The organism is Aeromicrobium phragmitis (assembly GCF_003674095.1).
GTDB lineage: Bacteria > Actinomycetota > Actinomycetes > Propionibacteriales > Nocardioidaceae > Aeromicrobium > Aeromicrobium phragmitis.
In genome coordinates, this window is record NZ_RDBF01000018.1 from 1 (window position 1) to 14,321 (window position 14,321).

Annotated in this window: 10 protein-coding genes; 6 read left to right on the top strand and 4 right to left on the bottom strand. The window is 66.7% G+C overall.

Annotated features, from left to right (window positions below; genetic code table 11):
- Positions 1–151 precede the first annotated feature (151 nt).
- Positions 152–3,043: a hypothetical protein gene (locus D9V41_RS15875; RefSeq protein ID WP_133434220.1), complete on the bottom strand. Its 2,892-nt coding sequence runs from the start codon at positions 3,041–3,043 to the stop codon at positions 152–154.
- 2,233 nt (positions 3,044–5,276) lie between these two features.
- Here D9V41_RS15875 and D9V41_RS15880 point away from each other — a divergent pair.
- The 3 genes from D9V41_RS15880 to D9V41_RS15890 all read left to right on the top strand — a co-directional run bounded on the left by D9V41_RS15880 (position 5,277) and on the right by D9V41_RS15890 (position 7,506).
- Positions 5,277–5,963: a hypothetical protein gene (locus tag D9V41_RS15880; RefSeq protein WP_121795573.1), complete on the top strand. Its 687-nt coding sequence runs from the start codon at positions 5,277–5,279 to the stop codon at positions 5,961–5,963.
- Positions 5,964–6,058: 95 nt separating this feature from the next.
- On the top strand, positions 6,059–6,697 hold the full coding sequence (locus D9V41_RS15885) for a hypothetical protein (protein WP_121795574.1): 639 nt from the start codon (positions 6,059–6,061) through the stop codon (positions 6,695–6,697).
- A 194-nt stretch (positions 6,698–6,891) separates the two neighbouring features.
- On the top strand, positions 6,892–7,506 hold the full coding sequence (locus D9V41_RS15890) for a hypothetical protein (RefSeq protein WP_121795575.1): 615 nt from the start codon (positions 6,892–6,894) through the stop codon (positions 7,504–7,506).
- 135 nt (positions 7,507–7,641) lie between these two features.
- Here D9V41_RS15890 and D9V41_RS15895 read toward each other — a convergent pair whose 3' ends face one another.
- The 3 genes from D9V41_RS15895 to D9V41_RS15905 all read right to left on the bottom strand — a co-directional run bounded on the left by D9V41_RS15895 (position 7,642) and on the right by D9V41_RS15905 (position 11,435).
- A complete protein-coding gene (locus tag D9V41_RS15895; RefSeq protein ID WP_133434221.1) occupies positions 7,642–8,568 on the bottom strand; it encodes a hypothetical protein in 927 nt (308 codons plus the stop codon).
- Positions 8,569–8,641: 73 nt separating this feature from the next.
- Complete coding sequence (locus tag D9V41_RS15900; protein WP_121795577.1) at positions 8,642–9,511, bottom strand: hypothetical protein; 870 nt, start codon at positions 9,509–9,511, stop codon at positions 8,642–8,644.
- 1,129 nt (positions 9,512–10,640) lie between these two features.
- Positions 10,641–11,435, bottom strand: a complete 795-nt coding sequence (locus tag D9V41_RS15905) for a hypothetical protein (RefSeq protein WP_121795578.1) — start codon at positions 11,433–11,435, stop codon at positions 10,641–10,643.
- A 205-nt stretch (positions 11,436–11,640) separates the two neighbouring features.
- Here D9V41_RS15905 and D9V41_RS15910 point away from each other — a divergent pair, with 205 nt between their 5' ends.
- The 3 genes from D9V41_RS15910 to D9V41_RS15920 all read left to right on the top strand — a co-directional run bounded on the left by D9V41_RS15910 (position 11,641) and on the right by D9V41_RS15920 (position 14,292).
- Positions 11,641–11,931 carry a helix-turn-helix domain-containing protein gene (locus tag D9V41_RS15910; RefSeq protein ID WP_121795579.1) on the top strand — a complete coding sequence of 97 codons (291 nt, stop codon included), beginning with the start codon at positions 11,641–11,643 and terminating at the stop codon, positions 11,929–11,931.
- 445 nt (positions 11,932–12,376) lie between these two features.
- A complete protein-coding gene (locus D9V41_RS15915) occupies positions 12,377–13,456 on the top strand; it encodes a DNA adenine methylase (protein ID WP_166376077.1) in 1,080 nt (359 codons plus the stop codon).
- Positions 13,453–14,292 (top strand): hypothetical protein, encoded by an 840-nt coding sequence (locus D9V41_RS15920; RefSeq protein ID WP_121795580.1) that lies wholly within the window; start codon positions 13,453–13,455, stop codon positions 14,290–14,292. Before D9V41_RS15915 ends, D9V41_RS15920 begins: the two co-directional genes overlap by 4 nt.
- Positions 14,293–14,321 lie beyond the last annotated feature (29 nt).

Below are 14,321 nucleotides of genomic sequence, written 5' to 3' on the forward strand. Positions count from 1 at the left end.
GTATCGAGACCACGCCACCCCCGCATCAAGGTGGTCGAGTAGCCAGCGAGCTCTGCGAGCAGGCGTATCGAGACCACGCCACGCTCCCCCGCTCCACAGCACGACGGTGGGTGGGGTGCTGGTGCACCCCACCCACCGTCGCTGGTGAGCGTCAGCTCAGCTGCTGGCGGCGTCGCCACCCTGCGCCGAGGGTGACAGCACCCGCGAGCAGGATCGCCAGGCCCAGCGGCGCCAGGAACTCCGGCGATTCGGCACCGAAGTTGCCCATGCCGCGTCCCGCGACTCCGCTTCCGGCTCCTCCGCCAGCGGCAGCGTCACCGACGACGGTGATGTCCTGCCAGCCGATGAGGTTGCCGTCCGCGTCGTACACCGCGATGCGGTGCTCGCCCGGAGTGACATCGCTCGGGATCTGGACCCGGATCGTGCCGTCGGCCGCCACCTGGAAGAAGCCCAGCTCCCGCGGCGTCGAGAACATCACGACCCGAACCATCTGCCCGGCGCGATCCGCACCGACCGTGATGACGACTTCCTGACCCGGCTGCACCGTGTCCGGCGTGACCGTGATCGCGTCCTGCAGCGCCGGATCCTCCGGACGCTCCAGGCTGACCGAGAAGTCGTCCCAGCCGATGAGGTCGCCGTTGGCGTCGTACACCGCGAGGGTGTGCTCACCGAGCGGAATGTCTCCGGGCACCTTGACCTCGATGAAGCCGTCCTCGCCGACCGTCACGCCACCGAGGAGGCGATCGAGGTTCGACAGGTACAGCTGCACCTGCTGCCCGGCGAAGTCGGTGCCGACCGACACGCGGATCGTCGAGCCCGGAGCCGTCGGCCCATCGAGGTCGATGACCACGTCACCACTCGGCTCCTGGTCTTCCTCCGGAAGCACCGGACCCTTCGGATCGGACACCGAGGACACCGGCTCCTCGTCGCCGCGCTGAGCGATCGACTCGAAGGTGATCGTGCGGGCCAGGTGCTCCCCGGTCAACTCCAGCGTGGTGCCGGTGGCGCCGTCGATCGGCTCACCGTCGGCCAGCCAACGGTTGGTGATCGTCACACCCTCGGTGGCCGAGTACACGGCCGGCGTGCCCGTGAGCGTCTGGCCGACCCGGGCATCCCCGGAGATTGTCGGCTTGCTCGTCACCGTGAGCGGCGCGCGCGTCACCTGACCGGTCGGGTCGGACACCGAGTTCGCGGTGTCGGCACCGCGCGTCGCCGTCGACTCGAACGTGATCGCCTTGCCGAACTGAGCCTCCGTCAACGTGAACGTCGTGCTCGCCGCACCGCTGATGGGTTCGCCGTCGGCGAGCCACCGGTTCGCGACCGTGACGCCCTGCGTGTCGTTGAACGTCGCCGGCGTACCGGTGAGCGTCTGACCGACCTGCGGGGTGCCGGCGATCGTCGGCTTGGCCGTTGGCGCGAGGACCACGAGGACCGGACCGACGGTCGGCGAGACCGACGGCACCGCTTCATCACCGCGGGTGGCGACCGACTTGAACTGGATGTTCTGTCGGACGTGATCGTCGGTCAGGACGAGCGTGGTGCCGTCCGCCTCGATCTCCTGGTCGCCGATGACCCAGTAGTTGGTGACCGTGACGCCCTCGGTGGTCGAGAACGTCGCCGGCGTACCGGTGAGGGTCTGGCCCACGCGCGGCGTTCCGGTGAGACCGGCCTCGGTCTCGACGGTCAGCTCCACCGGAGCATCGGTGATCGGACCGACAGCGATCGACTCGGCACTGGCTCGTGCCTCATCGAGGCTGCGCGTGGCGATCTGCTCGACCAGGACGTGCTGGTCACGCAGCTCCTCGGTCAGCTCGAGCGTCGTCTCGGTCGCGCCCTCGATCGGCGCGAACTCCTCGCCCTCGCCCACGTACCACTGGTACGTGATCTCGGCGCGATCGTCGGTGACGGGCGCCGGGGTGACCGTCAACTGCCGGCCGATGAACGGCTGACCGGTGATCGTCGGCTGACCGGTGATCATCAGTTCGACCGGGATCACCGGGCCGATTGCCTCGGTGCGGTCGGACGTCGCCTCGGCACCGTCGATGGTGCGCGTTCCCTTGGTGGCGTAGCTGATCACCGCGCCTTCGTGCGACTGATCGAGCGTCAGCGTCGGGCCGTTAGCACCCTCGATGAGCGTGTCATCGGCGTACCACTGGTGCTCCACCGTCACATCCTCGGTGTCACTGAAGGTGGCCGGCGTCGCCGTGATCGTCTCTCCGACCTGAGGGTCGCCGTCGATGGTCGGCTGCTGTTCGACGGTGAAGTCACCGAGCACGGGACCAACCGGGATCGACTCTGCCGTGTCGCTGACACCGGCGAGTGTGGAAGTCTGGACGACCTTCACGTACTGGCGGTTGTGGTCCTCGGTCAGGAGGAACGTCCCGCCAGTTGCGCCGGCAACCGGCTCGAACGTTTCGCCGTCGCCCACGTACCACTGGAAGGCGGTCTGAGGACGTCCTTCGCTGACGGGAGCGTTTATGACGCTCAACCGCTGGCCCACGACAGGGTTTCCGGTGATCGTCGGCTGACCGATGATATGAAAGCCTTCTTCGACCGGCCCCAACTCATTCGACGGACCCGACGCCACCACTGCACCATCCGCGTCACGCGTCGCCGTCGTGACGTAGGTGATCATCGCGTTCGCCTCAGCGGAAGTGAGCGTGTAAGCCGGGTTGGTGGCGCCTTCAATGGCTTCGCCGTCGGCGAACCACTGGTGGGAGAGCACGACTCCGTCGGTCTCGCTGAACGTCGCCGGCGTCGCCGTGAGCGTCTTCCCGACGGCCGCGTCGCCCGCGATCATCGGCGCCGCAACAACCTCCAATGCCGGGAGATCGGGACCGTCAGCAACGATGGCACGAAGGACTCCGTTGCCACCAGCCAACTGCAGGATCGTCTTGCCCTCCAGTGAGGCGGGAGGTTGTAGATTCGCCGGTGGCGTTCCCGTCGTCCCCCACACGAGCACCTGCCCGCTGCTGGTGAGTGCTGCGGCAGTAGTGTTCGAGGCGCGCGCGACCTGAGTGACGGTCCCCTCGGCTTCGTCCACGGGGAATGCCGTATCAACAGCGCTATTACCGTCCGGGCCGAACCTGTAGACCACTCCGCTCGCTGAAACCGCCGTCGCCGCGTATTCGTTGACCCCTCCAGACCCTGCGATGTCGATGATCGGATCAGCAGGGTCGGACTCAATTACCGTCGCCCAGGAGGCCGGACCGATTGCCACGACGCTCCCGTCCGACCGCAGCGCGTAGTCGACCGCGCTCAGGCTGTTCGAGGTTCCGCCGGAGATCTTCACAACGTCTGTAAGTGGCCCGGGATTGGGCGGAGAAGGAAGCACACCTGCACTGTCCAGGCGAGTTACTGTTCCGTCCGCGAGGAGAACGATGGCACGAGAACCGGTCGGGTCAGCGCCGACTGCGACAGCACTCCCAGACAACTCGGCGACGCTCCAGCTCCCATCTGGAATCAAGTTGCCGCGCCCTCCGCCCCACTTGTGAACGCTACCGTCTGCCAACGCGGCCATGGCGAAGTTGCGATGGTTGACGGTAGCCGCCACCACGGGGCTTCCCGCGACAGTTGCAGGAATGTTGCTGAGGTCCGCCGAGGTACCAGGAAGGGCCTGCAGCGTACCGTCCTCACGAATGGCGAACTGATCACCTGCTGCAGCGAGGCCACCGTGCACTGCCAGCTCGGACCAGGGCCCGTCCTCGGCCGAATAACTCGCTGCTGCCGAGCCCCAGATTTCGATTCCCCCGGCGGTGACGTCCGCCGCCGCACTTTGGTTCTCTGCGACCACCGGCGCGAGTGCCAGCACCCCCACCGTGAGGGCGGCACCCCCAAGCGCTGCGGTCAATTTTCGCCAAATGAGCATGAGTCCTCCGTCGTCTCGAGAACCGGCCGAAACCTCTACCACTCGTCGAGCATTGAGTACGGCCGGGCGTGACGAAGGTTACGTAACGTACGTCACGTTTGGCCACGAATCGTGCAAATTGCGCTCCGAGTTGGATGATCATCCAACTTGAGGGCCACCAGGTTGACGCATCTTGTGACCTAGGGCACATTCCGTGGCATGCGACGTCACACCCGCCGAGTTACGGCTTCCCGAGCGGTTGGAAGGCTTGCGGCCGCCGCGGTGCTCTTTGCTTCGTTCGGGCTGCTTCAATCCAGCGCCAATGAGGGGTCCGGCTTGCCCGAGGATTCGCGTCGCCCTGGGCAGGGCATCCCTGATTACCGCGAATCGGAGCGGCGAGGTTCGTGGATCGGCACCCAGTCGCGGGCGGTGAACTTCGCCGAGACGGCGCGTCAGTGGATCCGCCCCCCGATGCTCGAAGCAGTTGGACGCCACTTTCAGACGAGCACAATCACAGACCGTTCGTGCACACGGCTCGGAGAGTTTCAAACGCAGCGCGACTGGGAGGCGGATCTGATTCTGGTCGCCACCGACCAGGCTCCGCTCTCACCGGCCCGCTTCGGCGGCACACCGAGCTTCGCCGTCCAGACGGTGGCCTTCGGTTCGATTCCGGTCGAAGCCCGCGTATCGATTCAGCAACCCCGCGACGCCAACGGGGTTATCGTTCCCGCCAAAATCACTCAACGCACTGGCCTCTACTGCCCAGGGCTGGGCCCAGCTCCCGGGGACGCTCAGAACAACAGGACGCACCCGGCACAACTGAGCACGGCAGTGAACGTTCGGCTCGAGTCCGTCGTCGTCGACGGTGTAGCTCTGTCCCTCGCCCGCGGGTGTGCTGCCGAGAACGCTCAATTGGAGTTGACGAGCACAGCCTTCGACAACAGAGGTGTTCCGCCTCAAGATCGCCCTGACCACGACAAGATGACGACCCCGTACTTCAGCATGGCCTCGGGCGGGCTCCTTCACGGCACCCTCGATGTCCCAGCATTCAGCGGATGTGTCACGAGCAGTGGGGACGACCTCTCGCGACTTCTCAGCGCAGCAGTATCCGGCCCGAACAACCCCATTCTGGTCAGAAACGAGGGCCTTGGCAGCAGCCCGCCGGATACGCCAGAGGCACCCTTGCCCGAGACGTGCCCTTGGACTGGCAACTGTGGAGACCGCGTTCCTCAAGTTCCGATTCCCACGACGCCGCCTCCGGCAACGGGGTGGTGAACATGTCGGCATGCAACCGCTCGTCGGCGACTTCGCGCTGCACACCCAGGGTGCGGGGGCGATCTCTCACGGATAACACCACAGACTTCTCGCTCAACGGAGGGCGGGAGACGTCACGCGAAAGGTTCGCGTGACAGCAAGGGAAGGAAAAGTCATGCGCAAGATCATGAAGACGACCGCAGTTGGCGCCGGAATCGGCGCGATGGTGCTGGCCGGTTCGGCGGCGGCCTTCGCGTCGCACACCAGCGTCACCGTCGGCGGCAGCTCCAGCCCAGCGGGCCCGGTAGCCGTCACCGGCACGAACACCAGCCAGATCGGGTTCGAGACGGACTTCGGCGTGCCGCTCTACTGCGACACGGCCTCCGTCGAGGGCAACGTGTTGCGGGGCGCCTCGGTGAATGTGGGTAACAAGGTCGGCGAGATCACCGACCTCCTGTTCTCGGATTGCACGGCAACGGCCCTGGACTACCCGGTGATCGTGACGATGAGCGCGGGCGACTTCGACGTCCGTACTCATCCTGCGAACGCCGGCGATCCGGTGCCCGTGACCATCACGGGCGTGGACGCCCACGTTCGATCGACCGGTTCGCAGCCCTACGCCTGCGAGATGTTCGCCGAGGGCAGCGTTGACGCGATCATCCATCCGGGCGCCGGGGGAGTCGACGGCAGCGTGGAACTCGTTCCGGGCAGCTTCAACCTCGCCGTCACGGCCGGCGACGGCAACGGCAACCCCTCCACGTCGTCCTGCGGCGGCGAGATCTGGACCGGCGATGTCGCGCAGCCGCTCTTCGGCGACTTCGCGCTGAGCACCGGCGGCGCCGGAGTCATCAGCCACGGCTGATGAGAAAACGTCGTGGGCCGAGCGAGAAGCGGTCGCTCGGCCCACGACACCTCTCTTCAGGTTACTCCTGGAACCCCCATCAGAAAGGCACCCCTATGAAGACCCTCACTACCAGCCGTCGGCGTACACGCTGGGGCACCGGAATCGCAGCACTGATTGCCGGTGCAGCGCTGGCTCTTACCAGCTCGCCGGCCTCGGCTGCCACGATCGATGTTGACTACGACGTCAACGGCACCACACAGATCGAGAAGACCGGCTCCACCATCACCCTCGGCCCGGCCGTCATGCATTCCTTCGTTGAGGACGACGGCAGCTTCACCGGCGACATGGTGCTGCCCGGCACTCGCACGGAGTTCAAGGTCATCGGCTTCATTCCTGTGACTGCGGATGTGAACTTCACTCCGACCAAGCCCACGACCGGCCAGCTCACTCGGGTAGGCCGTCAGCGCGTGCTGACTTCGGAGTCCAGCTACTACGTCCGGCTCAGCAACATCAAGGCGAGCATCTTCCCGCTGTTCGCCGGACAGAACTGCCGCACCGTGGACCCGGTCGTCATCCCGGCCAATACTCCCGAGGGTGAATTCTTCGACATTGCCGCAGGCGGCCGCCTTGTTGGCGAGTACACGCTCGGTGAGTTCGAGAACTGCGGGTTGAACACCTGGCTCATCAACCTGCTCGTGCCCGGCGGTGGCAACACCATCGAACTCAATCTCACGAACGGTCGCCTCGGTTGAGCTAGCGAGTCGTGGGGCCCTGCCACTCGGTGAGGCTTCACATCAGGTACCGGCGCTGTCGTCCCTGGGGGCGGCAGCGCCGGTCGAGTTTTCCGAGACGGCCGTCATAGCGATCAGCCGCGACAAACTCCCCGTGCCGCGGGAACGCATGGCTGGTCACGCACTACTCCCCAACCTTTGAAAGGAATCGCAACATGAAGAACACAATTCGCCTGTTGAGCGCCGCAGCGCTCGCTCTGGGACTCGGCCTCACGGGCAGTCCCGCTCAAGCCGCGACCATCAACGTCGACTATGACGTCAACGGCAGCACGATAACGGCTGGCACTGGTTCGTCGATCACGCTCGGGCCCGCCATCATGCATTCCTTCGTCGAGGCTGATGGCAGCTTCACCGGCGACATGGTGCTACCCGGTACCCGCACCTCGTTCAATCTCGCTGGGTTCATCCCGATTACCGCTGACGTGAACTTCGAGCCCACCGGCCCCACCACCGGCCAACTCACTCGCGTCGACCGACAGCGCATCCTCGCGTCCACGTCGACGTACTACGTGCGGCTCAGCAACCTCCGCGTCGGGTTCTTCCCCCTCTTCGCCGGAGCCGACTGCCGCACCTCGGACCCGGTGACGGTCCCGGCGAACACCCCCGTCGGGGAATTCTTCGACATCGCCGCCGGTGGCCGTCTGGTCGGCGAGTACACCATCGGCGAGTTCGAGAACTGCGGCTTCAATACCGGGGTGATCAACAGCGTGATCCCCGGTGACGGCAACACGATCGAACTCCATCTCACGAACGGTCGGATCGCCAACTGAACAGTGCGGGGTCCCGGCCACACCGGGACCCCGCACCGCTCGCCCGACCAAACTCCTGTCTCCCACGCTGGAACCGCCCGTGGTCCTTGAAGTCGAGCCCCGTGGACGCGAACAGCTGAGCGACGGAGACGAGGCTCAGAACGGGTCGTCCTCCATGGCCTCGGCCTCCTCGAGCGACACGGTCTCGGGGTCATACTCGGGCCACGGAACGGCGGGCATCTGCAGAAGCGGAGCGAGCAATTCGGCCCGCGGCATGCTCTGAAAGATCTGCGACCGCCACGGCAAGGTCAGCACCATCAGGCCGTCGCGGCCCTCGGGGCGCTCGGCCTTTGTCTCGGCAGCGAAGCGTCGCAGCTCGTCCTTGAGCGTGGCGGTGTCGCACTCCACGTAGCCGTCCTCACTCGGGACGTAGTCGTAGAGACGCGACGGCGGCGTACCGATGAACGACTCCGCGAGGGGTAGCACGACCTCCTCGCCGAAGACGACGTTCTCGCCGACGCACGGATCGGTCTGCTGGTCGGCGATCTTGGCGGCGAGCTGCGCATCGGAGAGCAGCGACGGACTGAGCGGAATGTCGGAGGCCAATCGAGCGGGAGGGGCCGCCTCCGGTGACTGCCGAACGAAGCTCTTGAGGAAGTCGCGCCAGCCCAGCACGGGCAGGCTGTTCAGGTCGACCCGCTTGACGCCCCGCGCCGGCCGGCTCTGCAACCACGGCACCATGGACCGCGCCGACCACACCCCGACGACCTCGTCCACGTACGGCGGCGGCCCGTACCCCACCGGATCGAGATGATCGTTCCAATCGGCGATGTCGGCGACGTAGTACACCGGAATCGGCGCCTCGACATGGCGTCGTAGGAGCCCGACGTCGATCTCCACCGTGCGTCCGCCCGGCCCAGGCTCACTAGCCAGGACCTCGACGGCGATCGACTTGCCCGGCCAGTCCAGCGGTTGCGCGATGTCGGCACCGGGCCCGGATGCCGCCAACACGCATTTTCGGATCATGATGAGGTGCAGCGCCAGGCAGTGGTGCAGCTCTTGATGTCGCGTCCGTCGGCTCATGAATTCCTCCTCGCGGCCCGCGCCCGCGTCAGCGGCGGCGACGGCACTGCGTTCCTCGTACTGACCCCCGCGGTCATCGGTCTCGCCCCCGCTGGGCACGTAGGCGCGCCAGGACGTGCTGCTTCTTCCAGCTCATCGTCACCACCATCAGCCCGTCGCGGGTCTTCGGGCCGACGCGGCCGCATTCCACCGTTTGCGCGTACCGGCGGAACTCCTCCTTCAGCTCCTCGGTCTCGGCCGTGCGGTATCCGGACCCGGTGGGCAGGTAGTTGTGCAGCGGGATCTTGGGTGGCTTGCGCGTGAGATCGCACGCCAGCGGAGTGAACACCTCCCTGCCGTCGTCCTGGATCTGCTCGCGCACCCGGGGATTGCTCTTGCCGTGGTCGGCCAATCGGGCGGCGATGTTCGGATCGTCGAAGAGCCGCTCGTCGATCGCGCGCACCGCCGCGATCCGGGTGGGAGGGCCAGCGGAGGGGGCATCGGTCGAGAGCGAGACGATGAACTCGTGCCAGCCCCAGAGCGGGAGCTTCTCGACGTCGACGAGGGACAGCCCCTCCGTCCCCGGCTCGCTGACCTGCCCGTGGACGTCGCGCGCCGAACACACGCCGATGACGTCGCCGAAGTACACCCACGGGTAGCGGGCACGTCCGAGCGGAGACATCGAGCCAGAGCGCCAGTCCTCGACGTTGATGATGTAGTAGACCGGCACGGGGGCATCGACATGACGCTTGAGCGTTCCCACGTCGACCGCGACCTTACGCCCGGCCGACGTGTCGACACTCGGAGCGACCTCGAACGCCAGTGACTTGCCCGGCCAGTCCAGCGGCTGAGCCACGTCCATCTCCCGCTCCACGGTGTGGAAGCTGACGACACACTCGCCGTGGACGATCAGGTTGGTGGACAGGCCGAAATGAAGCTCGGCATGGCACTGTGCATGGTCCATCGAGTTCCCTCCCCTGGGACGGGTGCCGATACACCCATCGAACCATCGAAGTGAGACGCGTCACAGGGAAATCGGACAAATGGAGCCGGATTCGGATGAACGTCCGAAACGGGAGGGGCGGAAAGAGTCGCCCAGCGGGCGACGTCCCCGGGAATTGGTGGTCGAGCAGGCCGGAGCCCTGCCGTTGGTGGTCGAGTAGGAGGTCGCTCAGCGACCGACGTATCGAGGCCACGCTTGCGTCCCGTGGTCTCGATACGCTCCCTCGTCCCTCGGTCACTACTCGACCACCTACTACTCGGTGGTCGAGTAGGACGTCGCCCAGCGACCGGCGTCCCCGGGAATCGGTGGTCGAGTAGGCCGGAGCTCTGCGGAGGCCGTATCGAGACCACGTCGCCTCAACTGGTCTCGATACGCGGCTCGCAGAGCTCGCCACTACTCGACCACCTAACCCCGGCGGTCGAGTAGGCCGGAGCTCTGCGGAGGCCGTATCGAGACCATGCTTACGTCCCGCGGTCTCGATACGCTCCCTCGTCCCTCGGTCGCTACTCGACCACCTACTACTCGGTAGTCGAGTAGGCCGGAGCTCTGCGGAGGTCGTATCGAGACCACGCTTGCGTTCCCTGGCCTCGATACGCTCCCTCGTCCCTCGGTCGCTACTCGACCACCTACGACTCGGTGGTCGAGTAGCAGGTCGCTCAGCGACCGACGTATCGAGACCACGCTTACCTCCCGTGGTCTCGATACGCTCCCTCGTCCCTCGGTCGCTACTCGACCACCTACGACTCGGTGGTCGAGTAGGAGGTCGCCCAGCGACCGATGTATCGAGACCACGGCTTACGTCCCGTGGTCTCGATGCGCTCCCTCGTTCCTCGGTCGCGACTCGACCAGCTACTACTCGGTGGTCGAGTAGGCCGGAGCTCTGCGGAGGCCGTATCGAGACCACGCTTGCGCTCCGTGGTCTCGATGCGCTCCCTCGTTCCTCGGTCGCGACTCGACCACCTACTACTCGGTGGTCGAGTAGGCCGGAGCTCTGCGGAGGCCGTATCGAGACCACGCTTGCGCTCCGTGGTCTCGATACGCTCCCTCGTCCCTCGGTCACTACTCGACCACCTACTACTCGGTCGAGCGGTTAGGACTTTGGGGACTCGATTACTTGCTGGACGAAGCGGTGGTGGAGCTCCATGAGCTGGGTGCGGGCGTCCGCCGACATGCGTTCGCGGTCGAGGACGGTCAGCAGCTCGTACTGGCCGAAGCCGCGGCAGTCATCGTTCTCCAGCGCCGGCGAGAACGTGAGGATGGCGTCCTCCAACCGGATGAAATGACCGTCCGAGCAGCGACCAGAGTGCATCGCGATCACGTCCATCACCGGCCACCGGTCGTGCCCCCAGCCGAGCCAGTACCACTCCGTGCGGTGCAACAGCCAGCCGATCGCCGCCTCGGAGTCCTGAGTCGCAGCCAACGTGCGGCACACCAGCTCGTCGCTCGCGTCGTGGTCGACCTCCGCCAACTGCGCCACATGATCGGCGTAGGCCGCCGCTTCGGACCACGCGAGCGAGAACAGGGCCTCCCCGAGCGCGCTGTACACCGGCCCGTTCAGCCGATGCGCGATGATCGACTCGCGCACATCCCGCGCCGCCTCATCGCGGAAGCGGGGCTCGGGATCGGCGTTCGCGAGCCGCACGAAGCGGTCGAGCACGGCGCCACTGAATCGCTCCGGGTCACGGGCCGCCAACGACGAGAGCGTAGGGCCCGACCAGAATCGCGGTCGCATGACCGCCCGCAGCAAACCGTCCGCGTCGCCCACCCCGCGCTTCTCGACGCGCCGCAACCCCGCGTCCAGGTCATCGGCGAGCAGCCCGAGCGCCTCGTCGGCGTCCAGCGACGCGCGACGGTCATGCTCGCGTTCGATGTCCTCGATCACCACACGTGCCCTCCGATGCACTCGTACCGGCATCAAAACAGAAGTGGACGGTGATGGTCGATAAGAGCGTGAAATCGGGGACCCATTTCGGATGTTCATCCAACTATTCCAGGCGATTCTCCGCTTTAGGTGCGACTCGGCCACCCACCAGTGGTGACTAGCGGATGAGGATCGGACATCATGGGTGCACCGACCCGAAGGAGAACTCATGAGCTCTGACCCGAACCCCACCTGGAACGAGTTTGCCGTGACCGTCGGTCAGCGACTGCTCGCCGCCCGCAAGGAGAAGGGGATCAGCCAGGAGAAGCTGGCCCGGATCGCCAACATCGCGACCTTCACGTACCAGAAGCTGGAGAAGGGGATCGCGCGCCCCGGTGCGCCGCTGAACCCGCGCCTGACGACGCTGATCGCGCTCTGCAAGGCTCTGGACCTGCGCGTGGAGGATCTGCTCGCCGGCCCGTGGCCTGACGAGATCCCGTCGGTCGAGCGCGCCAGCTGATTTCCCGCGCGTAGCTGGGGCGGCGGATGAGCGCCTCGGCGCGTTCGATGCGCACCTCGTTCCTCGGTGTTACTCAGGTACCGGAACGACGCGAGTGGGCGGGCGTGGTCTCGCTCCATCGCGGCTACGCCCGTCCTGCGATGGCTCCAGCGGTCGGTCGCTGAGCGACCTTCCTACTCGACCACCTACGGTGCGATCAGCCGATGACGGGGCCGAAACCGCCCTGCGCGTGGTCTCGATACGCTCCCTCGTTCCTCGGTCGCTACTCGACCACCTATGGCGTGATCAGCCGGTGACGGGCCGAACCCGTCCTCCACGTGGTCTCGATACGGTCGGTCGCTGAGCGACCTTCCTACTCGACCACCTATGGGGTGAGCGACCACCTGTGGGGCGGGGCGGCGTGCCGAGCGGGGGGTTGTCGGACCCCTCGCCTACGGTTGCTCGTATGAGTTCGCTGCCCGCCGACGCCCCCGTGGGCATCGATCCCGTCGCGGCGGCGGTCCAGCGAGCGCGCAGCTTTCCGCGCCTGCGGTACATGGGATCCAAGTACCGCCTGCTCCCCCAACTCGCCGCCACCTTCGACCGGCTCGGCGGCACCACCGCGGTCGACGCGTTCTCCGGGTCCGGCGTCGTCTCCTATCTCCTCAAGGCGCAGGGCTTCGACGTCGTCAGCAACGACTTCCTCGGCTTCCCCACGGTCATCGCCCGCGCCACCGTCGCCAACTCCCACGTGCGGCTGAGCGACGATCTCGTCGACACCATCTGCGGGCCCCCCGCCGACGACCGCGACTTCATCCAGTCCACCTTCGACGGCCTCTACTTCACCCGCGAGGACCGCGCCTTCCTCGACTCCGCGTGGTCCCACATCGACCTGCTGGTCGGCCCCGAGCGCGACCTCGCCATCTCCGCGCTCGTGCTGTCCGCCGCCCGCAAGCAGCCGCGCGGCGTCTTCACCTTCACCGACGCCACCCGGTACGCCGACGGCCGGCGCGACCTGCGCATGCCGCTGCGCGAGCACTTCCGCGAGCGCGTCGCGGCCTACAACGCCACCGTCTTCGACAACGGCACCCGGCACCACATCGTCAACGGCGACGTCTTCGACCTCGCCGCCGGGACGGCGGACATCGTCTACCTCGACCCGCCGTACGCCCCGCCACGCGACGACAACGACTACATCAAGCGCTACCACTTCCTCGAGGGCTTGAGCGTCTACTGGCGCGGTCAGACGATCATGCACGAGACCAAGACCAAGAAGCTCGCCAAGCGGTTCACGCCGTTCGCGTACAAGCGCACCATCGACGACGCCCTGCTGCGCACCTTCGAGCACTTCGGCGACGCCCGCGCGATCGTGCTCTCCTACTCCTCCAACGCCGTGCCCGACGCCGCCCGCATCGTCGAGCTGCTCGCCAGCGTCAAACCCGAGGTCGAGACGATCGAGATCGGCCACACGTACAGCTTCGGCACGCACGCGACCGCCGCGCGCCGCAGCGTCAACGAGTACCTCTTCGTCGGACGGGACGCATGACCGAACCCGTCGGCTTCGACGAGTACCTCGACACCCTCGGCCGCCTCACCGGCCACGTCGACCCCACCGCCGCCACGCCCGAGGGTGACGACATCCGCCAGGCCACCGACTCGCTCGCCGCGCTCCCGACGATCGACGAGCCCACCCTCGCCGCGTGGGTCGCCACCTACCCGCATCGCGTGCCGGTGCTCGGACTGGTGGTCGGGCTGACGCAGGAGAAGCTCAAGAACGCCCTCGTCGACCACTTCGGCACCGGCGGCTGGGTCACCCTCGCCCGCACCCGCGCCGACGAGCTCGTCCACTGGTTCGACACCGATTTCGACCTCCTCCGGCTCCTGCACCTGCAGCTGGGTCGCGAGTACGGCTTCGCCGACGTCCTCATCGCCCGGGCCGGCAGTCGCGTCACCGCCACCCGCGCCGGCCACTCCGGGCGCCGGGTCGAGGACGAGATCGAAGCCATCGCCGCCGACCTCGGACTGCCCTACCGCACCCGCACGAGGTTCACCGGCCGCAACGGCCGCACCGCGCCGTGCGACCTCGTCGTCCCCGACGGCGCGGCGGCCGAGATCGTCGTCGCCGCCAAAGGCTTCGACTCCACCGGCAGCAAGCTGTCCGACGCCGTCCGCGAGATCGTCGAGATGGCCGAGGTGCGGTTGCCGCGCCAGTTCGTCATCGCGGTCGTCGACGGCATCGGCTGGAAGTCGCGGCGGGCCGACCTGCGCCGCATCCACGAGTTGTGGGCGAGCCAGCAGATCGACGGCATGTACACGCTCGCCACCCTCGACCGCTTCCGCACCGACCTCGAGGAAGCCGCCCGCCTGCGACGGCTGCTCTGAACGACATCCGACCGCAGGCTGATGGTTCG

Excerpts from the sequence above, each read along its gene's own strand:
- D9V41_RS15885 (WP_121795574.1), top strand. The coding sequence starts at position 6,059 with ATGAAGACCCTCACTACCAGCCGTCGGCGTACACGCTGGGGCACCGGA.
- D9V41_RS15900 (WP_121795577.1), bottom strand. The coding sequence starts at position 9,511 with ATGGACCATGCACAGTGCCATGCCGAGCTTCATTTCGGCCTGTCCACC.
- D9V41_RS15910 (WP_121795579.1), top strand. The coding sequence starts at position 11,641 with ATGAGCTCTGACCCGAACCCCACCTGGAACGAGTTTGCCGTGACCGTC.
- D9V41_RS15920 (WP_121795580.1), top strand. The coding sequence starts at position 13,453 with ATGACCGAACCCGTCGGCTTCGACGAGTACCTCGACACCCTCGGCCGC.
- D9V41_RS15880 (WP_121795573.1), top strand. The coding sequence starts at position 5,277 with ATGCGCAAGATCATGAAGACGACCGCAGTTGGCGCCGGAATCGGCGCG.
- D9V41_RS15915 (WP_166376077.1), top strand. The coding sequence starts at position 12,377 with ATGAGTTCGCTGCCCGCCGACGCCCCCGTGGGCATCGATCCCGTCGCG.
- D9V41_RS15890 (WP_121795575.1), top strand. The coding sequence starts at position 6,892 with ATGAAGAACACAATTCGCCTGTTGAGCGCCGCAGCGCTCGCTCTGGGA.
- D9V41_RS15895 (WP_133434221.1), bottom strand. The coding sequence starts at position 8,568 with ATGAGCCGACGGACGCGACATCAAGAGCTGCACCACTGCCTGGCGCTG.